At 69.9% G+C, this 23,266-nt stretch carries 20 protein-coding genes and 4 tRNA genes; 9 read left to right on the forward strand and 15 right to left on the reverse strand.

Annotated elements, in window-relative coordinates:
• Positions 1–56 precede the first annotated feature (56 nt).
• From ABEA46_RS04865 to pdxS, 4 genes are all read right to left on the reverse strand, one after another.
• Positions 57–818, reverse strand: a complete 762-nt coding sequence (locus ABEA46_RS04865) for a YebC/PmpR family DNA-binding transcriptional regulator (RefSeq protein WP_345543241.1) — start codon at positions 816–818, stop codon at positions 57–59.
• Between the two features lie 72 nt (positions 819–890).
• Positions 891–1,412 carry a hypothetical protein gene (locus tag ABEA46_RS04870; RefSeq protein ID WP_345543242.1) on the reverse strand — a complete coding sequence of 174 codons (522 nt, stop codon included), beginning with the start codon at positions 1,410–1,412 and terminating at the stop codon, positions 891–893.
• A 10-nt stretch (positions 1,413–1,422) separates the two neighbouring features.
• The gene (gene pdxT, locus ABEA46_RS04875) at positions 1,423–2,049 is read right to left on the reverse strand and encodes a pyridoxal 5'-phosphate synthase glutaminase subunit PdxT (RefSeq protein ID WP_345543793.1); all 627 of its coding nucleotides are present in this window, start codon (positions 2,047–2,049) and stop codon (positions 1,423–1,425) included.
• A complete protein-coding gene (gene pdxS / locus ABEA46_RS04880) occupies positions 2,043–2,933 on the reverse strand; it encodes a pyridoxal 5'-phosphate synthase lyase subunit PdxS (RefSeq protein ID WP_345543243.1) in 891 nt (296 codons plus the stop codon). Before pdxS ends, pdxT begins: the two co-directional genes overlap by 7 nt.
• Positions 2,934–3,076: 143 nt before the next feature.
• Between pdxS and ABEA46_RS04885 the strand changes: the two genes are divergently transcribed.
• Together ABEA46_RS04885 and pdxY are read left to right on the forward strand one after the other, a co-directional pair.
• The gene (locus tag ABEA46_RS04885; protein WP_345543244.1) at positions 3,077–4,417 is read left to right on the forward strand and encodes an aminotransferase class I/II-fold pyridoxal phosphate-dependent enzyme; all 1,341 of its coding nucleotides are present in this window, start codon (positions 3,077–3,079) and stop codon (positions 4,415–4,417) included.
• 7 nt (positions 4,418–4,424) lie between these two features.
• Positions 4,425–5,276 carry a pyridoxal kinase PdxY gene (gene pdxY, locus ABEA46_RS04890; protein WP_345543246.1) on the forward strand — a complete coding sequence of 284 codons (852 nt, stop codon included), beginning with the start codon at positions 4,425–4,427 and terminating at the stop codon, positions 5,274–5,276.
• Between the two features lie 45 nt (positions 5,277–5,321).
• On the opposite strand, the gene ABEA46_RS04895 is transcribed toward pdxY, so the two are convergent.
• The 6 genes from ABEA46_RS04895 to ABEA46_RS04920 form a co-directional block, all read right to left on the reverse strand.
• The gene (locus tag ABEA46_RS04895; RefSeq protein WP_425563159.1) at positions 5,322–5,906 is read right to left on the reverse strand and encodes an HIT family protein; all 585 of its coding nucleotides are present in this window, start codon (positions 5,904–5,906) and stop codon (positions 5,322–5,324) included.
• On the reverse strand, positions 5,903–7,897 hold the full coding sequence (thrS, locus tag ABEA46_RS04900) for a threonine--tRNA ligase (RefSeq protein ID WP_345543247.1): 1,995 nt from the start codon (positions 7,895–7,897) through the stop codon (positions 5,903–5,905). Before thrS ends, ABEA46_RS04895 begins: the two co-directional genes overlap by 4 nt.
• A gap of 143 nt (positions 7,898–8,040) precedes the next feature.
• Entirely contained in the window at positions 8,041–8,721 is a 681-nt protein-coding gene (locus ABEA46_RS04905) for a DNA alkylation repair protein (protein WP_345543248.1), read from the reverse strand.
• Positions 8,722–8,784: 63 nt separating this feature from the next.
• Positions 8,785–8,856, reverse strand: a tRNA-Val gene (locus tag ABEA46_RS04910).
• A gap of 26 nt (positions 8,857–8,882) precedes the next feature.
• Positions 8,883–8,953 (reverse strand) — tRNA-Cys (locus ABEA46_RS04915).
• Between the two features lie 53 nt (positions 8,954–9,006).
• Positions 9,007–9,079: transfer RNA gene (locus tag ABEA46_RS04920), tRNA-Gly, on the reverse strand.
• Positions 9,080–9,236: 157 nt separating this feature from the next.
• Between ABEA46_RS04920 and ABEA46_RS04925 the strand changes: the two genes are divergently transcribed.
• A tRNA-Val gene (locus tag ABEA46_RS04925) sits at positions 9,237–9,312 on the forward strand.
• 159 nt (positions 9,313–9,471) lie between these two features.
• Here the strand turns inward: ABEA46_RS04925 and ABEA46_RS04930 are convergent.
• The 3 genes from ABEA46_RS04930 to zapE form a co-directional block, all read right to left on the reverse strand.
• On the reverse strand, positions 9,472–10,002 hold the full coding sequence (locus ABEA46_RS04930) for a type II toxin-antitoxin system PemK/MazF family toxin (RefSeq protein WP_345543249.1): 531 nt from the start codon (positions 10,000–10,002) through the stop codon (positions 9,472–9,474).
• A 114-nt stretch (positions 10,003–10,116) separates the two neighbouring features.
• A complete protein-coding gene (locus tag ABEA46_RS04935; protein WP_345543250.1) occupies positions 10,117–11,385 on the reverse strand; it encodes an ammonium transporter in 1,269 nt (422 codons plus the stop codon).
• 199 nt (positions 11,386–11,584) lie between these two features.
• Positions 11,585–12,613 carry a cell division protein ZapE gene (gene zapE / locus ABEA46_RS04940; protein ID WP_345543251.1) on the reverse strand — a complete coding sequence of 343 codons (1,029 nt, stop codon included), beginning with the start codon at positions 12,611–12,613 and terminating at the stop codon, positions 11,585–11,587.
• A 177-nt stretch (positions 12,614–12,790) separates the two neighbouring features.
• Between zapE and ABEA46_RS04945 the strand changes: the two genes are divergently transcribed.
• Both ABEA46_RS04945 and ABEA46_RS04950 read left to right on the forward strand, forming a co-directional pair.
• Positions 12,791–13,696: a sulfurtransferase gene (locus ABEA46_RS04945; protein WP_345543252.1), complete on the forward strand. Its 906-nt coding sequence runs from the start codon at positions 12,791–12,793 to the stop codon at positions 13,694–13,696.
• Positions 13,697–13,722: 26 nt separating this feature from the next.
• Positions 13,723–14,160: a SufE family protein gene (locus tag ABEA46_RS04950; protein WP_345543254.1), complete on the forward strand. Its 438-nt coding sequence runs from the start codon at positions 13,723–13,725 to the stop codon at positions 14,158–14,160.
• A gap of 9 nt (positions 14,161–14,169) precedes the next feature.
• On the opposite strand, the gene ABEA46_RS04955 is transcribed toward ABEA46_RS04950, so the two are convergent.
• Positions 14,170–15,423: an alpha/beta hydrolase family protein gene (locus tag ABEA46_RS04955; protein ID WP_345543255.1), complete on the reverse strand. Its 1,254-nt coding sequence runs from the start codon at positions 15,421–15,423 to the stop codon at positions 14,170–14,172.
• A 25-nt stretch (positions 15,424–15,448) separates the two neighbouring features.
• Here ABEA46_RS04955 and ABEA46_RS04960 point away from each other — a divergent pair, with 25 nt between their 5' ends.
• The 4 genes from ABEA46_RS04960 (at position 15,449) to ABEA46_RS04975 (ending at position 20,667) form a co-directional block, all read left to right on the forward strand.
• Positions 15,449–16,039 (forward strand): DUF3000 domain-containing protein, encoded by a 591-nt coding sequence (locus ABEA46_RS04960; protein ID WP_345543256.1) that lies wholly within the window; start codon positions 15,449–15,451, stop codon positions 16,037–16,039.
• Positions 16,032–17,231 carry a ribonuclease D gene (locus ABEA46_RS04965; protein WP_345543257.1) on the forward strand — a complete coding sequence of 400 codons (1,200 nt, stop codon included), beginning with the start codon at positions 16,032–16,034 and terminating at the stop codon, positions 17,229–17,231. Before ABEA46_RS04960 ends, ABEA46_RS04965 begins: the two co-directional genes overlap by 8 nt.
• Before the next feature lie 72 nt (positions 17,232–17,303).
• Positions 17,304–18,509 (forward strand): thiolase family protein, encoded by a 1,206-nt coding sequence (locus tag ABEA46_RS04970; RefSeq protein ID WP_345543258.1) that lies wholly within the window; start codon positions 17,304–17,306, stop codon positions 18,507–18,509.
• 13 nt (positions 18,510–18,522) lie between these two features.
• Positions 18,523–20,667: a 3-hydroxyacyl-CoA dehydrogenase NAD-binding domain-containing protein gene (locus ABEA46_RS04975; RefSeq protein ID WP_345543259.1), complete on the forward strand. Its 2,145-nt coding sequence runs from the start codon at positions 18,523–18,525 to the stop codon at positions 20,665–20,667.
• A gap of 67 nt (positions 20,668–20,734) precedes the next feature.
• Here ABEA46_RS04975 and pepN read toward each other — a convergent pair whose 3' ends face one another.
• Positions 20,735–23,239: an aminopeptidase N gene (pepN, locus tag ABEA46_RS04980; protein WP_345543260.1), complete on the reverse strand. Its 2,505-nt coding sequence runs from the start codon at positions 23,237–23,239 to the stop codon at positions 20,735–20,737.
• Positions 23,240–23,266: the final 27 nt, after the last annotated feature.

Consider the following 23,266-nt stretch of genomic DNA (forward strand, 5'->3'; position numbering starts at 1 on the left):
GATGCCTCGGCCAGGCGCGCTGCGCCGGGCCGAGGCATCCGCTCGATCTGTGTGTGTCAGTCCTCGTCGGACTCGAGCTCGGCCTGCACCTCGGCGGTGAGGTCGAAGTTGCTGTAGACGTTCTGCACGTCATCGCTGTCTTCGAGCGCGTCGATGAGGCGGAACACCTTGCGTGCCGTGTCGGCGTCGACCTCGACCTTGAGGTTGGGGACGAACTCGACGTCTGCCGACTCGTAGTCGATGCCGGCCTCCTGCAGCGCCGAGCGCACCGACACGAGGTCGGTCGCCTCGGTGATGACCTCGAAGCCCTGCGCGTGCGGCTCGACCTCCTCGGCGCCGGCCTCGAGCACGGCCAGCATGACGTCGTCCTCGCTGGTGCCCTCGCCGCCGACGACGATCACGCCCTTGCGCGTGAAGTTGTACGCCACGCTGCCCGGGTCGGCGAGCGTGCCGCCGTTGCGGGTCAGCGCGGTGCGCACCTCGGCGGCCGCGCGGTTCTTGTTGTCGGTCAGACACTCGATCATGAGTGCGACGCCGTTGGGGCCGTAGCCCTCGTACATGATCGACGCGTACTCGACGGACTCGCCGCCGATGCCCGCGCCGCGCTTGATCGCGCGGTCGATGTTGTCCTTGGGGACCGAGGTCTTCTTCGCCTTGAGCACGGCGTCGAACAGCGTCGGGTTGCCCTGCAGGTCGGGCCCGCCGAGCTTCGCCGCGACCTCGATGTTCTTGATGAGCTTGGCCCACGACTTCGCACGGCGGCTGTCGATGACGGCCTTCTTGTGCTTGGTCGTTGCCCACTTGGAATGCCCGGACATGGTCCTCCTGAAAATCGCTCGTCAGCGGAAGGCGCGTGAGCGCCTCGCCCGATGGACCAGTTTATCCCCCGGCTACAGCGCGAACTCGAAACCGAACCGCGACGACAGCAGCGCGACGAGGTCCCGCGGCACCTTGGTGAGGTACGCGGGGGCGGGTGCGAGGGTTTCCGGCGCGCCGATGAACGGGAAGTAGACGGGCCCCTCGGTGAGTGCCTCGACGCGGTCGCGCACCGCGACGATCTCGGATCCGACGCGTCGCAGGCTCGGCAGCGTGATGGGCGCCGCGAGGCGCAGCGTGTCGCTGATCGGCATGCGCCAGTGCGGCAGGTCGTCGCCCCGGCGTTCGCGGGTCTCTTCACCGAGTGGGCCGAGCACGCGGCCCCATGCGGCGATGCCTGGCACCGGCAGGGTGCGGTCCCAGACGAACAGCGTGTCGCCCGGCTCGGTGTAGCCGACGAGCTCGTGCGACCACTCGAACCGGTGCTCGTCGCGGGCCTTCGGCGCCGACAGGGCGTCTCCGACGACGCCGCGCGACGGCGCGATCATCCAGTAGCGCTCCTCGGGGTGCTCGCGCCACCAGTCGTTGATCGTCATGCGTCCGAATCTACCGCGCGGCGTCGGCGCGGCCCGTGCGGCGCACACGCTCGCGGACGAGATCCAGCAGCAGCGCGTGGAAGCGGCGTTCGCCGGTGACCTCGGGGTGGAACGAGGTGCCCAGCAGCGCCCCCTGGCGCACCGCGACGACGCGTCCGTCCGACAGCGTCGCGAGGGGCTCGACGCCCGCGCCGAGCTGCTCGACCAGCGGCGCGCGGATGAACGCCGCGTGCACGGGCGGGTCGCCGAGCGCGGGCACGTCCAGGTCGACCTCGAACGAGTCGACCTGGCTGCCGAAGGCGTTGCGGCGCACCGTCACATCGAGCCCGCCGAAGGTCTGCTGCCCCGGCGCGCCGTCGGCGATGCGGTCGGCGAGCAGGATGAGCCCCGCGCACGTCCCGTACACCGGCATCCCGTCGGCGATCGCTTCGCGAAGCGGATGCCGCATCCCGAACGTCCGGGACAGCTTGTCGATCACGCTCGACTCGCCGCCGGGGATCACGAGGCCGTCGACGGAGTCGAGCTCGGCCGGCCGGCGGACGGCCACGACGTCGGCGCCCAGGTCCGCGAGCACGCGCGCGTGCTCGCGGACATCGCCCTGCAGCGCCAGGACGCCGACGCGCGGTGACGTCACCAGCCGCGCTCGGCGAGGCGGTGCGGCGCGGGGAGGTCGGCGACGTTGATGCCGACCATCGCCTCGCCGAGGCCGCGCGACACGTCGGCGATCACCTGGGCGTCGTCGTAGAACGTCGTCGCCTTGACGATCGCGGCGGCGCGCTCGGCCGGGTTGCCGGACTTGAAGATGCCCGAACCGACGAATACGCCGTCGGCGCCGAGCTGCATCATCATCGCGGCATCCGCGGGCGTCGCGACACCGCCGGCGACGAAGAGCACGACGGGCAGCTTGCCGGTCTCGGCGACCTCGGCGACCAGCTGGTAGGGCGCCTGCAGCTCCTTGGCGGCCACGTACAGCTCGTCCTTGCTCATCGAGCGGAGCGCATTGATCTCGGCGTTGATCTTGCGGATGTGCTTGGTCGCCTCGGAGACGTCGCCGGTGCCGGCCTCGCCCTTGGAGCGGATCATCGCGGCGCCCTCGTTGATGCGGCGCAGCGCCTCGCCGAGGTTGGTGGCGCCGCACACGAACGGCACGGTGAAGTTCCACTTGTCGATGTGGTTGACGTAGTCGGCCGGCGAGAGCACCTCGGATTCGTCGATGTAGTCCACGCCGAGCTGCTGGAGCACCTGCGCCTCGACGAAGTGGCCGATGCGCGCCTTCGCCATGACGGGGATCGAGACGGCCTCGATGATGCCGTCGATCATGTCGGGGTCGCTCATGCGCGAGACGCCGCCCTCGGCGCGGATGTCGGCCGGCACGCGCTCCAGCGCCATCACGGCGACCGCGCCGGCGTCCTCCGCGATCTTGGCCTGCTCGGGGGTGACGACGTCCATGATGACGCCGCCCTTGAGCATCTCGGCGAGGCCGCGCTTGACGCGGTCCGTTCCCGTGTCGGCAGTGCTCACGACGGTTCTCCCTTGGCTGGAAACTCGACGGGCCACGCCGTCGAACGATGAATCAGGACAATACGACCATTGACCTAGGCCAAAAGATAGCATGGTCTGCGTCCTACAATCGGCGGGACCGGCGAACAGCAGGGACGGTGGACATGACCCCCGAGATCCGCGGCCGATCCGCGACCGAGATCGCCGACAGCGTGCGTGCACTGATCGAGCGGGCGCGACTGCGTCCGGGCGATCCGCTCCCCCCGGTGCGCTCGCTCGCGGACGAGCTCGGTGTCAATCGCAACACCGTCGTGGCCGCCTACCGTCAGCTGACACAGGCGGGCGTGGTCGTCACGAGAGGGCGCGGGGGCACACGCGTTGCCGACCTCTCCCCCGTCGCACAGGAGGGGTTCGCGGCGGGCAGCGTGCTGCGCGACGTCGGCACGGGCAACCCCGACCCGGATCTGATCCCCGACATCGCGCCCGCGCTGGCGAGCATGGCCGGCCGCCCCGTGCTCTACGGCGAGCCGGTGATAGACCCCGACCTGGAGCGGTGGGCGCGGGGATGGATGAGTGCGGGGCTCGCCGCCGCCGACCTGCGCCTCACCATCACCAGCGGTGCGGCAGATGCCGTCGAGCGACTTCTCGCCCAGGCGCTCACGCGCGACGACGCCGTCGGCCTGGAGGACCCCTGCTTCCTCACCAGCATCCACACGGTCCGCATCGGCGGCTACCGCGCGGTCCCCGTGCCCGTCGACGACGAGGGGATGACCGTCGAGGGGCTCCGCGCGGCGCTCGAGCAGGGTGTGCGAGCCGTCGTCCACACACCGCGGGCTCAGAACCCGACGGGCGCGAGCCTGTCGGCCGCGCGCGCCGCGGACCTGCGCGCCGTGCTGCGCGAGCATCCTTATGTGCTCGTGATCGAGGACGACCACTTCTCGATGCTCTCGCGACAGCCCTTCCACTCCCTGGTCTCGCCCGAGCACCGGCGCTGGGCGCTCGTGCGGTCGGTGTCGAAGTTCCTCGGCCCAGACATGTGCCTCGCCGTGACGGCATCCGATCCCGAGACCGCGGAGCGGCTCGCGATGCGGCTGACGCCGGGCACCACCTGGGTGAGCCATCTGCTGCAGCGTCTCACGCTGGCACTCGTGACCGACGACGCCACCGCTGCCCGGATCGAGTGGGCCGGCGCCCACTACGCCGCGCGCAACGCGGCCTTCGCCGAGCTGCTGGCCGCACACGACCTCGATGCCGAGGTGGGCGACGGACTGAACCTCTGGATCCCGCTGCCTGTCCCCGCCCGTGCCGTCTCGGAGCAGCTCATGCGCCGGGGCTGGCTGGCGCGCCCCGGAGACGAATTCGTGCTCGCCGGCGACGAGCCTTCGCACCGCCTGCGACTGACCGTGCACGACCTCGACGACACGGCCGCCGCACAGCTGGCGGACGACCTCGCCGCGGCCGTCGCCGCCGCGGGCGGCAGGGTGCGGCTGCGCGAAGTGGGATGATCGACCGGTGAAGATCCTCTCGATCCAGTCGGCGGTCGCCTACGGCCACGTCGGCAACTCGGCAGCCGTGTTCCCCCTGCAGCGCATCGGCGTCGAGGTCATGCCGGTGTACACGGTCAACTTCTCGAACCACACCGGGTACGGCGCGTGGCGCGGTCCGATGATCAGCCCCGACGACGTGCGCGAGGTGATCCTGGGCATCGAGGAGCGCGGCGCGTTCCCCCAGATCGACGTGGTCCTCTCGGGCTATCAGGGCGGCGAGGGCATCGCCGACGTGATCCTCGACGCTGTCGCACGGGTCAAGGCCGCGAACCCCGACGCCGTGTACGCGTGCGATCCGGTGATGGGCAACGCCAAGTCGGGCTGCTTCGTCGCCCCGGCGATCCCGGTCCTGCTGCGCGATCGCGTGGTGCCGGCAGCCGACATCATCACCCCGAACCAGTTCGAGCTCGGCTTCCTCACCGAGACCGAGCCCGCCGACCTCGAATCCACGCTCGCCTCGGCCGACCTCGCCCGCGACATGGGCCCCCGCACCGTGCTCGTCACGAGCGTCGAGCGCCCGGACCGCGCCGAGGGCACGATCGAGATGCTCGCCGTCACCGACGACGGCGCGTGGATCGTGCAGACACCGCACATCCCGATGAAGGCCAACGGCTCGGGCGACGTGACGGCGGCCCTGTTCACCGCGCACTACCGTCGCACCGGTGACGCGGCCGACGCCCTGGCGCGCACCACGTCGAGCGTCTTCGACCTGCTGGAGCGCACGCACGCGTCCGGTGAGCGCGAACTGCAGCTCATCGAGTCGCAGGACGCCTACGCGAACCCGCGTCTGCAGTTCGCCGTCCAGCAGGTGCGCTGACACCTCGCGAGGAGTGGATGCCGCGGCCCGCGGCATCCACTCCTCCTACGCGTTCCAGGCGTCCGAGACCGCTCGTCGCACATCGCCCAGCAACTGCGGGAGCGCCTTGGTGCGCGCGATGATCGGGAAGAAGTTCGCGTCGGACGCCCACCGCGGCACGATGTGCTGATGCAGGTGCTCGTCGACGCCCGCACCGGCGACATGGCCCTGATTCATGCCGATGTTGAAGCCGTCGCAGCGCGACACCTGACGCAGCACACGCATGCCCTGCTGGGTGAGCGCGGCGATCTCGGCGACCTCTTCGTCGGTCGCCTGGTCGTACGTCGCGATGTGGCGGTACGGGCACACGAGCAGGTGCCCCGAGTTGTACGGGAACAGGTTCAGCAGCGCGTAGGCGGTCCGCCCGCGGAAGACGATCAGGCCGTCCTCGTCGGACTTGCGGGGCGCCTCGCAGAACGGGCACTCCTTGCGCAGCACCTCGGGCCCGGCCTGGATGTAGGCCATGCGGTGCGGCGTCCACAGGCGCTGGAACTCGTCCGGCACGCCCGCGAACGACGCGGCGTCGACGAGCGCCGGGTCGGCGGCATCCCGCTCGGGTGTGGCCGACCCGGCCCCGTCGACGGAGCTCACGCGAAGTCCTCCGCAGTGTTCACCAGAGCGTGCGAGGCGATGGCCTCGCCCACGCGACGCACCGCGTCGGCGATCGGCACGCCGTTCTCCTGCGAGCCGTCGCGGAAGCGGAACGACACGGTGCCGGCGGCCTGGTCCTGCGCGCCCGCGATCAGCTGCAGCGGCACCTTCTGGGTGGTGTGCGTGCGGATCTTCTTCTGCATGCGGTCGTCGGAGTGGTCGAGCTCCGCCCGGACGCCCTCCGCCTTCAACTGGTCCACGACCTCGCCGAGGTAGTCGGCGAACTCCTCGGCGACCGGGATGCCCACGACCTGGACCGGAGACAGCCACACCGGGAACGCGCCCGCGTAGTGCTCGAGCAGGATCGCGAAGAAGCGCTCGATCGAACCGAACAGCGCGCGGTGGATCATGATCGGCCGCTTCTTCTGGCCGTCGCGGTCGGTGTACTCCAGCTCGAAGCGCTCCGGCAGGTTGGGGTCGACCTGCACTGTCGACAGCTGCCAGGTGCGGCCGATGGCGTCACGGGTCTTGAGGTCGATCTTGGGCCCGTAGAACGCCGCCTCGCCGGGCACCTCGGTGAGCTTCAGCCCACTGGCGACCGCGACGTTGCGCAGCGCGTTCGTCGAGTACTCCCAGAACTCGTCCGACCCGATCCACTTGTCTTTCTCGTCGTCGCGCATCGACAGCTCGAGCTCGAAGTCGTCGAGGCCGAAGTCGCGCAGCATCGAGATGACGAACTCGAGCACGCGGGTCGCCTCGCCCTCGAGCTGCTCGGGGGTGACGAACAGGTGGGAGTCGTCCTGCGTGAAGCCGCGCACGCGGGTGAGGCCGTGCAGCGCGCCCGAGAGCTCGTTGCGGTAGACGGTGCCGTTCTCGGCCAGGCGCATCGGCAGATCCCGATAGCTGCGCGCGCGCTCCTTGTAGATCAGGATGTGCATCGGGCAGTTCATGGGCTTCAGGTAGTAGTCCTGGCCCTGCTTGGTGATCTCGCCGTTCTCGTCGCGCTCCTCGTCCATCACGATGGGCGGGAACATGCCGTCCTTGTATGTGACGAGGTGGTTCGACGTGAGGAAGAGGTCCTGCTTCGAGATGTGCGGGGTGTACACGTAGGTGTACCCGCCCGCGATGTGGCGTCGCCGCGCGTGCTGCTCCATCTCGCCGCGGATGATTCCGCCGCGAGGGTGCCATACCGACAGGCCGGAGCCGATCTCGTCGGGGAACGAGAACAGGTCGAGGTCCTTGCCGAGCTTGCGGTGGTCGCGCTTCGCCGCCTCTTCCAGCCGGGTCTGATAGGCGCGCAGCTCGTCCTTGGTCGGCCATGCGGTGCCGTAGATGCGCTGCAGCTGCGGGTTCTTCTCACTGCCGCGCCAGTACGCGCCGGCGACGCGCTGCAGCGCCCAGCCGTTGCCGATCAGGCGGGTGCTGGGCAGGTGCGGTCCGCGGCAGAGGTCCTTCCAGACAGTCTGGCCGTCGCGGTCGACGTTGTCGTAGATCGTCAGCTCGCCCGCGCCGACCTCGACCGAGGCGCCCTCGGTCTTCTCGGCGCCCCCGCCCTTCAGCCCGATCAGCTCGAGCTTGAACGGCTCGTCGACGAGCTCCGCGCGCGCCTCTTCGTCGGTCACGACGCGGCGCACGAAGCGCTGCCCCTCGCGGATGATGCGCTGCATCTCTTTGTCGATGGCCTTGACGTCTTCGGGGGTGAAGGGATGCTCCACGCCGAAGTCGTAGTAGAAGCCGTCGGTGATGGGCGGGCCGATGCCGAGGTTGGCCTGCGGGTTGATGCGCTGGACGGCCTGGGCCATCACGTGCGCGGTGGAGTGGCGCAGGATGGCGAGCCCGTCGGGGCTGTCGATGGTGACCGGCTCGACGGCATCCGTCTCGGTCACCACCGTCGCGAGGTCTTTCAGTTCGCCGTTCACCTTCAGCGCGACCACGGAACGGTCGGGGAAGAGGGCGAAGCCGTCAAGGGGGTAGGACACAGCGTCAGTCACGGAAACTCTCCTGGGAATGGCTCGGATCAAGGCTACTCAGCTTCGGGCGCACGCCGCGCCCCGCCCGCTCAGGCACCGAGCGTTCGCGTGATGGTCTTGAGTGCCGCCGCAGCGGTCGTCCAGACGAGTTCCACGGGACGATTCTACCCAGCGGCCCGGAGAGGAGCCGCGTCCAGGTGCTTGAGCGCCTCGCGTCGCGTGAGCGCGCTCAGCTCGTGGGCGTCGACGAAGGCACGCACCCAGTCCGGCGCGACGCGCGCATATTCGCGCAGCGCCCAGCCGATGGCCTTGCGGAGGAAGAACTCCGGGTCTGCCGTGCTGGGAGCGACCGTGTCGGCGAGGATCGCAGGATCGAGACGGATGCCTCGCCCGAGCTGCGACAGGATCGCGATGCGCCGGATCCACAGATCGGGGTCGCGGGCCCATTCCCGCACGAGGGCGGCGGTCTGCGCGGGCCGCGCGTCGTGCAGGTCCGCCAGGCGGTGGGCGAGCTCATCGGTGTAGTCCCACCACTGCCCCGTGCGGACGAAGTGCTCGACGAGCGGAACGAGTTCGGGATCGGCGTGCAGCGGTCGCAGCGACAGCAGCGCCATCGCCGCGTAGCGCTCCTCGCGGAAGCCGGCGGCATCCCAGAGCTTGAGTGCGGTCTCTCGCAGGGTGGCGGCATCCCTCCCCTTCGCGAGGGCCTTCGCGACCCGGCGGGCATCGGGCACGCGGACGCCGAGGAACGGCATGGCGGACTTCATGTACGCCTGCTGGCCCGGCGCGCGCTCGGGATCGCCGGCCTCGCGCAGCGCGGAGCGGATGTCGTCGACGAGGGGCACGCGCTCACCGTACCTGGTGCGGGAACAGCAAAAAACCCCTGATTTCTCAGGGGTTTTCGTCTGTGCGCGATACTGGGATCGAACCAGTGACCTCTTCCGTGTCAGGGAAGCGCGCTACCGCTGCGCCAATCGCGCCTATAGAGGCTGTTAAGTTGTCGGCGAGGTGGCGACGGGATTCGAACCCGTGTAAACGGCTTTGCAGGCCGGTGCCTAGCCGCTCGGCCACGCCACCGCGTGTGGTTTGACCCCACGTGCTGTGATCCCTGGAAGAGATCCCTGCACTTGAGCGGATGACGAGACTCGAACTCGCGACCCCAACCTTGGCAAGGTTGTGCGCTACCAACTGCGCTACATCCGCATTTCGTTCCCTTCGCTTTCGCGCCGGGCACTTGTAAGACTTTAGCCGACGTTCGGCCGCATGCAAAACCAGATGCAGCCCGCGCGTGTCACACCGTTGTGGTTCGAGGCATGCCTCGGCATCCGGTACTATCGTTACTCGTCCCCCTCGGGGATGCGGGCGATTGGCGCAGTTGGTAGCGCGCTTCCTTCACACGGAAGAGGTCATCAGTTCGAGTCTGGTATCGCCCACCAAAAGAAAACCCCCGGTTCGCCCGGGGTTTTCGCTTCTCCTGTCTCACTTCTCAGGCCGTCGTGACGCCCTGCAGCTCGCCGACCAGCGCGCGGTCGATGAGGCCGCGCGGGGTCTCGGATACGCGGGCACCTTCCGTCGGCGGACCGGGCGCGCTCGGCCTAGCGCGGATCCCCCACGGCCCACCCGTAGCGGCGGTGAAGGGCATCTGCGACGCGGACGAACCGCTCCAGGTCGAGTGCGGCGGCCTCCCGCCGCATACCGGCGCGGTGCACGAGGTAGAACTGGTCGATGTCGACCCACGACGGCCGGCCTTGCGAGTCCCATGCGCCGGACCCGATCGGGAGGAAGTCCCGCTGGCCGTCGTGCGCCTTGCTCGTGAGCTTCACGGCGTACACCGTGTCGGCGTCGCACCGTCCAATGACGAGGACCGGCCGATCCTTGCCACGGCCGTCGCGCTCCGCGTACGGCACCCACGTCCAGACGATCTCGCCGGCGTCGGGGTCGGCGTCGTGGACGGGCTTGTAGGTGATCCGCAGTGCCGATCGGCTCGGCGGGTCGATCTCCCGCGTCGCGGTGCTGCCCGAGCGTCCGGGAGCGACGACGGCCGGCGCGGTGGGCGCCGCAGTCGTCGACGGTCGCGGGGCGGGCCGGAAGAGGTTGAGCAGGGACGAGAGGATGCCACGGGCCACGGGATCACGATAACGGCCGGGCGCGGCATCCCCTCGCCGTCGTCCGTGCGGAGACGCCGAAGGGGGCCTCGCGGTGGGGGGAACCGCGACGCCCCCTTCGGGGTCAGGGACGGGTCAGGCGCGGGCGCCTTCGAGGACGTAGCCCTCTTCGCCGTGCACGACGGTGTCGATACCGGCGACCTCGTCCTCGTTCTTCACGCGGAAGCCGATCGTCTTCTCGATGACCCAGCCGATCGCGTACGCCAGGACGAACGAGTACACGAGCACCGAGACGGCGGCGATCGCCTGCACCAGCAGCTGCGTCAGGTTGCCGCTGTAGATGAGGCCCGTCGTGTTGGCGAAGAAGCCGAGGTAGAGCGTGCCGAGCAGACCGCCGACGAGGTGGATGCCCACGACGTCGAGCGAGTCGTCGAAGCCCCACTTGTACTTGAGCTCGATCGCCAGGGCGCAGACGGCACCGGCGACGAGACCGAGGACGATGGCCCAGATCGGGGTGAGCGAGGCGCACGCGGGGGTGATCGCGACGAGGCCCGCGACCGCGCCCGAAGCGGCGCCGACCGACGTGGGCTTGCCGTCCTTGATCTTCTCGACGACCAGCCATGCCAGGAGCGCGGCGGCCGGGGCCGCGATGGTGTTCACGAACGCGACTGCGGCCGTGCCGTCGGCGGCGAGCTCGGAGCCCGCGTTGAAGCCGAACCAGCCGAACCACAGCAGGCCCGCGCCGAGGAGCACGAACGGCGGGTTGTGCGGGACGTGCACGCCCTTCTGGAAGCCGAGGCGCTTGCCGAGGACGAGGGCGAGGGCGAGGGCGGCCGCACCGGCGTTGATGTGGACCGCGGTGCCGCCGGCGAAGTCGATCGCGCCGACCCCGAAGACCTCCTGCATGCCGTACGTGATCCAGCCGCCGTACGCGAAGCTGCCGTCGTCGGCGAGGCCGAAGTTGAACACCCAGCTCGCGACCGGGAAGTACACGATCGTCGCCCAGATCGCGGCGAAGATCATCCACGAGCCGAACTTGGCGCGGTCGGCGATGGCGCCCGAGACGAGCGCGACGGTGATGATCGCGAACGTCGCCTGGAACGCGACGAAAGCGAGCGGCGGGTAGGCGGCGCCCTCCGGAACCTCCAGCAGGCTGGTGAGTCCGATGGCGGACCAGTCGATCGACCACGGTGCGATGAGCCCCTCAGAGCCGGGGAACGCGATCGCATAGCCGTAGACGACCCACAGCACGCCGATGAGGCCGAGGGCGCCGAAGCTGAGCATCATCATGCTGATGACGCTCTTGGCCTTGACCAGGCCGCCGTAGAAGAACGCGAGACCGGGCGTCATCAACAGGACGAGCGCAGCCGCGATGAGCATGAATGCGGTGTTGCCTTGATCCATCTCGGTGGAGAACCTCTCTGCGGGGGGACGCAGGATAGCGTCGGGTCCCCTCAGTGTCGCGAGGCGCCGTTTCGGCAGCGGGCCATCCCGTGTTTCCCGTCGGTTACACGAGGGCCCCGAGCGTAAACATCGTGTTTCGCCGCGCCGAATGCGGCCCGTGAATCAGGCCCGAGTCGACCGGTTCAGGAGTGTCGGGCGCTCAGGCGAGCGTCGAGGCCACCAGTCGCGAGATGGCGCGGAGATACTTCTTGCGGTACCCGCCGGCGAGCATCTCGTCAGGGAAGACGAGGTCCAGTGACGTCCCGGTGGCGCGGATGGGCAGCTGCGCGTCGTACACGCGGTCCACGAACGCGACGAATCTCAGCGCGGCCGACTGGTCGTTGAAGGGCTGGACGTCGCGCAGGCCGACCGTCGACAGCTCGTCGATGAGGCGGATGTAGCGCGATGGGTGCACGTGCGCGAGGTGGGCGACGAGGGCCTCGAAGCCGTCGTCCGACGCGATGCCGGTGGTCGCGGCGTCCGCGATCGCCGCCTCGTACTGTGCGGCAGTGAGCACCGCGGCGTGCCCGTCCACCGCGCGGTGGCGGTAGTCGGTCCCGTCGATGCGCACGGTCTGGAAGCTCGCCGCCATCGCGTGGATCTCGCGCAGGAAGTCCTGCGCGGCGAACCGTCCCTCGCCGAGGGCGTTCGGCGGGGTGTTGGAGGTCGCGGCCAGCCGCGTGCCCGAGGCCACCAGTTCGCCGAGCAGGCGTGTCATGACCATGGTGTCGCCTGGGTCGTCGAGCTCGAACTCGTCGATGCACAGGAGGTCGGATCCGCGGAACAGCTCGACGGTGTTCTGGTAGCCGAGCGCGCCGACCAGGGCGGTGTACTCGATGAACGATCCGAAGTACTTCCGACGCGCGGGCATGGCGTGGTAGACGGATGCCAGCAGGTGGGTCTTGCCGACACCGAACCCGCCGTCCAGGTACACCCCGGGCTTGATCTCGGGCCGTTTCGCCCGGCGGAACAGTCCGCCCTTGGCCGGGGCGCCGCCGCCGGCGAACGCGATCAGGAGGTCCTTGGCCTCCTGTTGTGACGCGAAGGCGGGATCGGCGCGATACGTGTCGAAGGTCGCGTTCGCGAACTGCGGCGGCGGGACGAGCGCCGCCACCATCTCGGCGCCGGCGAGCTGCGGCGTGCGCTCCGTGAGGTGGACGACGCCGGTGCGGGTGGCGGAGACGGTCATACGGATCCTCTGCGGGAGAAGAACGCGGCGACCTGTGACGGAGTCTTACGTCGAGGCCTCGCGCGGGCACGTGGGAATCTAGGGTCGGAATCGACGGTTCAACCCTAACCGTCAGCCCTGTGCTCATCGTCAGCACGGCGCCGCCGACCGCAGCGCATCCGAGACCCGGGAGAAGCCATGTCCGTCGAGATCGACACGTCGTCCGAGAAGTTCGCCGAATACGCCGAGCCCGGCCGCCTGGTGACCGGAGACTGGCTGCAAGCGCGCCTGGGTCAGCCCGGACTGGTCGTCGTGGAGTCCGACGAGGACGTCCTGCTCTACGAGACGGGCCACATCCCCGGCGCCGTCAAGGTCGACTGGCACACCGAGCTGAACGACCCGGTCGTACGCGACTACGTCGATGGCGAGGGCTTCGCCGCGCTGCTCGGACGCAAGGGCGTCTCGCGCGATGACACGGTGGTCATCTACGGCGACAAGAACAACTGGTGGGCGGCCTACGCGCTGTGGGTGTTCTCGCTCTTCGGCCACGACGACGTCCGTCTGCTCGACGGCGGCCGCGACAAGTGGATCGCGGAGGGTCGCCCCCTCACGAGGGATGCCTCGACCCCCGCCACGACCGAGTACCCGGTCGTGGAGCGCGACGACACGGTCCTCCGTGCGTACAAGGACGACGTGGTGGCCCATCTGGGCTCCGGTCCGCTCATCGACGTGCGGTCGCCAGAGGAGTACGACGGCTCGCGCACGTCCGCCCCCGCCTACCCCGAGGAGGGCGCGCTGCGCGGCGGGCACATCCCCACCGCCCAGAGCGTGCCGTGGGCACGGGCGGTCGCCGAGGACGGCGGCTTCAAGCCGCGCGCCGAGCTGGACGCGATCTATCGCGGCGAAGTCGGCCTGCAGGACGGCGACGCGATCGTCGCCTACTGCCGCATCGGCGAGCGGTCCAGCCACACATGGTTCGTGCTCAGGCACCTGCTCGGCTTCGACGACGTCCGCAACTACGATGGCTCGTGGACCGAATGGGGCAGCGCGGTGCGCGTGCCGATCGTGACGGGCGCCGAGCCCGGCGAGATCCCGGGCCGCTGACCGCCGGTCGTGGGAAACTGGTCTGGATGACCGACACCCTGCCCGAACCCCTCGCCGAGATCCGCGACGAGTTCCTCGAGCTCGCCGAGTCCGATCGGCTGCAGCTCCTGCTGGAGTACTCGTACGAGCTGCCCGCGATCCCCGCCGCGTACGAGGGACACCCCGAGCTCGCCGAGCGCGTGGTCGAGTGCCAGTCGCCGGTGTACATCATCGTCGACGTCGACGAGGCAGGAGTCGTGGCGATGCACGCGACCGCTCCCGCCGAGGCGCCGACGACCCGCGGCTTCGCGAGCATCCTCGCGCAGGGGCTGACCGGTCTGAGCGTTGCCGACGTGCTCGCCGTGCCGGGCGACTACCCGCAGTCGCTCGGCCTGACCCGTGTGGTGTCGCCGCTGCGCATCTCGGGCATGACGGGCATGCTGCTGCGCGCCCAGCGTCAGGTGCGCGCGAAGTCCGGCCTCTGACGCGCGGGATCAGTCCCCCGTGAGACCGTGCGCGGTCAGCCACGCACGGATGCTGTCGCTCCACCGCTCCTGGTCGTAGTTCCACAGCTTGGTGTGACGGGCCACCTCGAACACCTGCAGCTCCACGAGGTCGGGGCGCGCCGCGACGAGGCCGTGCGACGCGTCCGACGGCACGAATCCGTCGTCGTCGCTGTGGAGGATGAGGATCGGATGCCGCAGCTCGGCCGCGCGGGCGACCACGTCGAGCCGGTCGAGGTCGATCGCGCCGCCGGTGCGGGTGAGCGGTGCCGCCCACTCGTTCTGGAGCGCCCCGATCGCGAAGCGGCTCACCGCCGCGGGCACACGTTCGACGCGCGCCTGGAACTGCAGCACCACGCGCCAGTCCACGACGGGCGACTCCAGGATGAGTCCGGCGATCGCGTCGCCGTGCGCCGAGTTCAGCGAGAGCTGCAGCGCGATCGCACCACCCATCGACCAGCCCATGATGATCACGCGGCGCGCGCCCCGCCGGCGGGCGAACCCGACGGCGGCGTCGACGTCGCGCCACTCGGTGTCGCCCAGCGCGTACGTGCCGGTGCGGCTGCGGGGCGCCTCGCCGTCGTTGCGGTACGACACCACGAGCGACGTTATGCCCAGCGCGTGGAACACCGGGACGGCGCGCAGGCACTCGGCCCTCGTCGTGCCGCGGCCGTGGACCTGGATCACCCATGTGTCGCCGTCGCCCGCCGGGAACAGCCATGCCGGGCACGGACCGACGGTCGAGCCGATGAGCTCCGGCGTGAACGGCAGATGCAGCTGTTCGGGGTGATCGAAGTACCAGCCGCTGAACGCCGCGTCGGGCTCCAGGCGCTCGTCGGGGCCGACATGGGTGAGGAGCTTGCGCTTGACGCTGATGGCGTCCTCGGACAGCACCGACCCGAGCTTCACGTAGTCGGAGGTGCCGGTCGTGAACAGGCCGTAGCGGCCGGGCAGCTCGGTGTCGGGCGTGCGCGAGAGCGTGATCGTCTGCGCGGCCGTGTCGAGCGCGAGGATCCGCGTGTCGGGCCGGCGTCGCGCCGGCGTCACGACACGTCGCGCCATCACCACCGATCCTGCGGCCAGGGCGCCCAGGGCGGCGGCCAAGCCGAGGCTGAGCACGGTGAGCGCGGCCTTCACACCGAGCACGTACGCGGGGGCGGGCCGAGCGGCACCCGACCCGGGAGCCTTCAGCCGGCGGGGAGTGGGAGTTGCGCCGTCTCTCGCGGCGCGCCTGGAGGCGACCATCGAGGCATCACTCTAGTCTGTCCGCGTGGCTGAGCAGCGTCCCCCCGCGGCACCTGCCTCGTTCGAGCAGGCGGCGGACGCGGTGCGTGCGATCGTGTTCCGCGACGACCTGACGGTCCACGAGATCACTGCCCCGCAGGGTCTCGCGCCGAACGCCCTCGCGATCGCCGGCGATGTGCGCTCGGGGCCCGACGACACCGACTCCCCGTACGGCACCGGGCGACTCGTGCTGCTGCACGACCCGGACGAGCCGGCGCCGTGGCGCGGCCCCTGGCGCATCGTGTGCTTCGCACAGGCGCCGCTCGAGCCCGAGATCGGGGTCGATCCCCTGCTGGCGGACGTCGCCTGGACCTGGCTCACCGATGCGCTGGAGTCCCGTCGCGCGCCGTTCCACTCAGCGTCGGGAACAGCCACCAAGACACTGTCCAAAGGGTTCGGTTCCCTCGCCGCCGAGGGCGACGGCGCGCAGATCGAGTTGCGTGCCTCGTGGTCGCCAGAAGGCGACATCGCTCCGCACGTGGAAGCATGGGCGGAGTTGTTGTGCATGCTGGCGGGACTTCCGCCCGGCTCGGAAGGGATCGCGATGCTCGATTCGCGCAGGTCACCGCGTGGCTGACTACGACGTCATCGATGAGGTCGGCCGTGCGGTCGATGCCGCCCGCAGACTGGCCGACGGCACCGGGCCGGTGGCCGTCGACGTGGAGCGCGCCTCCGGGTTCCGTTACTCGCAGCGTGCCTATCTCGTGCAGATCTATCGACGAGGCGCGGGCGTCTTCCTCTTCGACCCGCCGCCCATCGGCGACTTCCGCGCGCTCGAAGACGCGATCGGCGGCGAGGAGTGGGTGCTGCACGCGGCCAGCCAGGATCTGCCGTCCCTGCGCGAGATCGGCCTCGAGCCCCCCAGCATCTTCGACACCGAACTCGCGGCCCGGCTGCTCGGTCATGAGCGGGTCGGCCTCGGCGCCGTCGTGGAAGACACGCTCGGCATCACGCTGGCCAAGGCTCACTCGGCGTCGGACTGGTCGACGCGCCCGCTCCCCCAGGCGTGGCTCGAATACGCCGCCCTCGACGTCGAGCACCTGATCGACGTGCGCGACAAGCTCGCCGTCGAGCTGGACGAGCAGGGCAAGACGGACTTCGCGGCCCAGGAGTTCCGCGCGGTGCTCGAGCGCGAACCGAAGCCGCCGCGCGAGGAGCCCTGGCGGCGCCTCAGCGGCCTGCACACGGTGCGGGGTCGCAAGGCGCTGGCCGTCGCCCGCTCGCTGTGGACCGCACGTGAGGAGTACGCGCGCGAAGAGGATGTGGCCCCCGGCCGGCTCGTGCCCGATCGCGCCCTCGTGGCCGCGGTGCTCGCCGACCCCAAGACCAAGAGCGCGCTGGCCGCAGTGAAGGACTTCACCGGACGCGCGAGCCGCTCGCAGCTGGACCGCTGGTGGGATGCCATCGAGGCCGGTCGCGCCGTGACGCAGCTCCCGCTGGAGCGGGCGAGCGGCGGAGACACACTCCCGCCGCCGCGGGCATGGATCGACCGCAACCCGGAAGCCGACGCGCGTCTGAAGGCCGCGCGACCGCTCGTCGAGCAGCGTGCGGAAGAGCTGCACATGCCCACCGAGAACCTGCTGACGCCCGAGCTGCTGCGACGCGTGGCCTGGACGCCCCCGCAGCCGCTGTCGGCGGCATCCATCGGCGAAGCCCTCGCGGGACTCGGCGCCCGCTCGTGGCAGATTGACCAGACTGCACAGGTGATCGCCGATGCCTTTGTGGATTCCGTGCAAGGCGCATCGGAGGCATCCGAAGCGGCTTCGTAGGATCGGACCAACCGATTTCGTGAGACTCAGTCTCACCATAGGCTGGGTGCAATCCCAAACCTTGGAGGCAGAGTGGCCGAGATCTCGGACGTCTTCTTCGTCGATGGAATGCGCACGCCGTTCGGGCGCGCCGGCGAGAAGGGCATGTACTGGAACACCCGAGCGGACGACCTCGCCGTCAAGGCGACGATCGGGCTCATGGAGCGCAACCCGAACGTTCCCAAGGACCACATCGACGACGTCGCCATCGCGGCGACCTCGCAGACCGGTGACCAGGGGCTCACCCTCGGCCGCAGCGTCGCGATCCTGGCGGGTCTGCCCCAGACCGTCCCGGGCTTCGCGATCGACCGCATGTGCGCGGGCGCGATGACGAGCGTGACCACGATGGCCGGTTCCATCGGCGTCGGCATGTACGACCTCGCCCTCGCCGGCGGCGTCGAGCACATGGGACACCACCCGATCGGCGGCAACGCCGACCCGAACCCCCGCTTCGTCAGCGAGCGCATGGTCGACCCGGGTGCGCTCAACATGGGCGTCACGGCCGAGCGCATCTTCGACCGCTTCCCGCACCTGACCAAGGAGCGCTCCGACCGCTTCGGCATGCTCAGCCAGCACAAGGCGCAGGCGGCGTACGACGCGGGCAAGATCCAGCCCGACCTGGTGTCGGTCGCCATCAAGGACGCCGAGGGCTCGTGGGGTCTGGCCGCTGAGGACGAGGGCCGCCGCCCGCAGACCACGATGGCCGACCTCGCTGCCCTGAAGACGCCGTTCCGCCCGCACGGCCGGGTGACGGCCGGCACGTCGTCGCCCCTGACCGACGGCGCGACGATGTCGCTGCTCGCCGGCGGCGGCGCCGTGAAGGAGCTCGGCCTCGCGCCGAAGATGAAGCTCGTGTCGTTCGCGTTCGCGGGCGTGCAGCCCGAGATCATGGGCATCGGCCCGATCCCGTCGACCGAGAAGGCGCTCAAGAAGGCCGGCCTGAAGATCGGCGACATCGGCCTGTTCGAGCTCAACGAGGCGTTCGCCATCCAGGTGATCTCGCTGCTCGACCACTTCGGCATCGCCGATGACGACCCGCGCGTCAACCAGTGGGGCGGCGCCATCGCGCTCGGTCACCCGCTCGCCGCGTCGGGCGTGCGCCTCATGATCCAGCTCGCCGCGCAGTTCGCCGAGCGCCCCGACGTCCGCTACGGCCTCACCGCGATGTGCGTGGGCCTCGGCCAGGGCGGCTCGGTCATCTGGGAGAACCCGTTCTACGACGGCAAGAAGCGGAAGTAAGGGCAGCGCAGGAATGACGAACTACGACGAGATCGACTTCTCCCCCATCCTCGCGCTCACCGAGGGCGAGGTGATCACCCACTCGCGTGTGCGTGACGTCCGCCTCGCCTCGGGCAAGGTGCTCGCCCTCATCACCCTCGACAACGGCCGCGATCACACGCGTCCGAACACGCTGGGCCCGGCGACGATGTTCCAGCTCGGCGAGACGCTCGACGCCCTCAAGGCGCGCGCCGCGGCGGGCGAGATCCAGGCGGTCGGCATCACCGGCAAGCCGTACATCCTGGCCGCAGGGGCCGACCTCAGCGACATCACCAAGGTCGGCTCGAAGGACAACGCGCGCCTGGTGGCGCAGCTGGGCCACAAGGTGTTCGGCAAGCTCGAGGGCCTCGGCGTGCCCACGTTCGCGTTCGTCAACGGGCTCGCGCTCGGCGGCGGGCTCGAGATCGCCCTGAACAGCGCGTATCGGACGGTGGATGCCTCGGCCGCAGCGATCGCGCTGCCCGAGGTGTTCCTGGGCATCATCCCCGGCTGGGGCGGCGCCTTCCTGCTGCCGAACCTCATCGGCATCGAGAACGCGCTCGAGGTCGTCATCTCGAACCCGCTCAAGCAGAACCGGATGCTCAAGCCTCAGCAGGCGTTCGACTACGGGATCGTCGACGCGATCTTCCCGGCGGCGAACTACCTCGAGGACTCGCTGAAGTGGGCCGACGGCGTGCTGACCGGCCGGATCAAGGTCGAGCGCAAGAACGAGCCCGGCAAGATCGAGCGCCTCACGAAGTGGCCGATTGCGATCAAGATGGCGCGCGGCATGCTCGAATCCAGGATCGGCACCGTGCCGAAGTCCCCGTACGCGGCGCTCGAGCTCCTCGACAAGGCGAAGAGCGGCACGAAGGCCGAAGGCTTCGCCCGCGAGGACGAGGCTCTGGCCGAGCTCGTCACCGGCGATCAGTTCGCGGCGTCGATGTACGCGTTCGATCTGGTGCAGAAGCGTGCGAAGCGGCCGGTCGGCGCCCCCGACAAGGACCTTGCCAAGAAGGTGACGAAGGTCGGCATCATCGGTGCGGGCCTCATGGCCAGCCAGTTCGCGCTGCTGTTCGTGCGCAAGCTGCAGGTGCCGGTGCTCATCACCGACCTCGATCAGGCGCGCGTCGACAAGGGCGTGGCGTACATCCATGACGAGATCGGCAAGCTCGAGGCCAAGGGACGCCTCGACGGCGACTCCGCCAACAAGCTGCGCGCCCTCGTCACCGGCACGACCGACAAGAGCCGCTACGCGGACTGCGACTTCGTCATCGAGGCCGTGTTCGAAGAGGTCGGGGTCAAGCAGCAGGTGTTCGGCGAGATCGAGAAGATCGTCGCCGACGACGCGGTGCTCGCCACCAACACGTCCTCGCTGTCGGTCGAAGAGATCGGCGCGAAGCTCGCGCACCCCGAGCGCCTCGTCGGCTTCCACTTCTTCAACCCGGTGGCGGTCATGCCGCTCATCGAGATCGTGAAGACGCCGCAGACGACGGATGCCGCCCTCTCGACAGCGTTCGTGGTCGCGAAGAACCTGGGCAAGAACGCCGTCCTCACCGCCGACGCCCCCGGCTTCGTCGTCAACCGCCTGCTGGCGAAGGTGATGGGCGAGGCCGCGCGTGCGGTGTACGAAGGCACGCCGGTCGCCGACGTCGAGAAGGCGTTCGCGCCGCTCGGGCTTCCGATGGGCCCGTTCCAGCTGATCGATCTGGTCGGCTGGAAGGTCGCCGCCCACGTGCAGGACACGATGGTGCACGCGTTCCCGGAGCGCTTCTACGCGAATGAGAACTTCCATGCGCTGGCGGAGCTGCCGGAGGTCGTCGAGAAGGACAAGGGCGGTCGCGTGACCGGCTGGACCAAGGCGGCCGAGAAGGCGATCAAGCCCGCGGTGGGCTCGACCCCGGCCTCGGCCGAGACGATCCTGCGCCGCGTGCAGGACGGTCTCGCGCAGGAGATCAAGCTCATGCTCGACGAGGGTGTCGTGCCCGAGGTCGAGGACATCGACCTGTGCCTCATCCTCGGCGCCGGCTGGCCGTTCATCGACGGTGGCGTCTCGCCGTACCTCGACCGCGAGGGCGCTTCGGACCGCGCGTTCGGCGACACGTTCCACCACCCGGTGATCACGGGCAACGGCGGCTGACACGTACCGACAGGACGACCCCGGGCAGCTGTCCGGGGTCGTCTGCGTTCGGCGACGCTGTCGGGGCTCAGCCGACGGCAGGCTGGGCGGCGCGCACCCTCAGGTCCCGGGCGAGGCCGTCGCGCTGCTCGATCACGAGCCGGCGGAGGGCGGCAGGGGCGTCCAGGTTCTGCGCCAGCCAGGCGTCGACGTCGTCGAGCGAGTCCGAAGACGGGAACAGTCCGACGACGAGCCTTCGTGCGATCTCGATGCTGCGGGCGGCCCAGGCCGGACGGATCCGGGCGAAGTACTCCTCGTCGAAGCGCGCGATCAGGTCGCGGCGATCGCCCGCCCGCACGCCGGCGATCGTCGCAGCGAGGTGGTCGTTGGTGAGTCCCTCGTCCTCCCAGGCCGCATGCCAGGCGGCCTCACGCACCGCCGCGTCCGGCCGGGCGGCGAGGACGGTCCGGTGCGCGACGTGTCCCTGCGCGGAGGGGTCGGCTCTCAGCTCTGCGTCCGCGTCGGCCTCGGTGGCGCGTCCCGTCGCAGCCAGGGCGATGAGCCACGCCCAGCGCAGCTCGGGATCGAGCGCGAGGCCGGCGGGCGGCGCCACAGCGCCGTCGAGGATGCCACGCAGCTCGTCGGCGCGGTCCGTCGACCGCGCCGCGGCCGCGCCCAGCGCCCGCGCCCAGGCCAGCTGCGCGTCCGATCCGGCCTCTGCCGTCCAGAGCGCGGCCCAGCACGTCTCGAGCCAGGCGTCGGCGATCGACGTGCGAGTGACGGCGGCCGCATAGCGGCCGATCGCGACGCCGGTGTGCGTGAGCGCATCGGAGACCAGTGCGACGTTCGACTCGCGCGTGGCGTGATGTGACACGATCTCGACGAAGCGCATGACCGGCAGCTCTCCGTCGCGGGTGGCGTTCCACAGTGCGGACCAGACCACTGCGCGGGCGACCGGATCTTCGATCGACGACAGGTGTGCGGCGACGGCATCCGTCGAGCGATCGTCCAGGCGCACCTTCGCGTACGTGCGGTCGTCGACGTTCGGCAGCACCAGGTCCGGCTCCGCGCCCGTCGCGCCCGCCAGGGGCGTGCGCGCCTCGACCGCATCGACTTCGAGGCGTCCCTGCTGGGCGAGGCGGCCGTCGGCGACGGCGAAGAGTCCGCATGTGAGCCGGTGCGGTCGTGGATCCGTCTGCGTCAGCACCAGTGCATCGGTGTCACGCTCGACGGCGATCTCGGAGAGGCCGCTGGTCTGCAGCCAGGCGCGGCTCCACGCCGTCAGGTCGCGACCGGACTCCCCCTCGAGCGCCGACAGCAGATCGGGCAGCGTCGTGTTGCCGAACGCGTGGTCCGCGAAGTACCGCTGAGCGCCGCGGAAGAAGGCGTCCTCCCCGACGAACGCGACCAGCTGCTTGAGCACCGACGCACCCTTGGCGTAGGTGATTCCGTCGAAGTTGAGCTTGGCCGCCTCGAGGTCGGGGATGTCGGCCACGATCGGGTGGGTCGTCGGCAACTGGTCCTGGACGTACGCCCAGCCCTTGCGGCGGCTGGCGAAGGTCACCCACGCATCCGGGAAGCCGCCGGCCACGACCGCGGCATGGGCGCCCATGAAGTCGGCGAAGGACTCCTTGAGCCACAGGTCGTCCCACCACCGCATCGTCACCAGATCGCCGAACCACATGTGGGCCATCTCGTGCAGGATCGTGTTCGCGCGGCCCTCGTGCTGGGCCGCGGTCGCCGCTCCGCGGAACACATAGCTCTCGGTGAACGTCACGAGTCCGGGATTCTCCATGGCACCGAGGTTGTACTCGGGGACGAAGATCTGATCGTACTTTCCCCACGGGTAGGGGTAGGCGAACGCCTGCTCGAAGAACTCCAGCCCGCGTCGGGTGATGTCCAGGATCTCGTCGGCGTCGAGATGCGGCGCGAGCGAGGCGCGGCACAGGACGCCGAGCGGAACGACGCGATCCGTGCTGCGCCACTCGCCGTCGACACGGTAGTACGGCCCGGCGGCGACCGCCGTGATGTAGCTCGACAGCGGCAGCGTCTCGGCGAAGCCGACGCGCACGCCGCCGTCGACCTCCTCCCGCGCGGTCTCGGCGCCGTTGGAGAGGACCTGCCAGCCCGCCGGAGCGCTCACCGTGAAATGCCAGTTCGCCTTCATGTCGGGCTGCTCGAACACGGGGTACACGCGACGCGAGTCGGCGGGCTCGTACTGCGTGTACAGGTAGACCTCGCCGTCGACAGGGTCGCGGAAGCGGTGCAGGCCCTCGCCGGACGTGCTGTAGCGGCCTCGGGCGTGCACCGTCACGACGTTGTGCGCCGCCAGTCCGTCGATACGGATACGGGCGCCGTCCCAGTCGACGTCGCGCGCCGCGCCGTTGACGGTGACGCTGTCGACGGCTTCGCCGAGAAAGTCGAGCCACGTCGCATCCGCCGTGGCCGCGAACGTGAGCGTCGCCGACGTCGGGAAGGTCTGCGCCGCCAGGTCGCGCGCGTCGCGCACGTCCAGATCGACCTCGATGGTGTCCACACGGATGACGCACGATCGGGCCGCGGTCTCGTCGCGGGTGAGGTTCGCGGAAGTCATGCCACCATGCTTTCATGCGTGCTCCGT

Source organism: Microbacterium jejuense (genome assembly GCF_039544225.1).
Lineage (GTDB): Bacteria > Actinomycetota > Actinomycetes > Actinomycetales > Microbacteriaceae > Microbacterium > Microbacterium jejuense.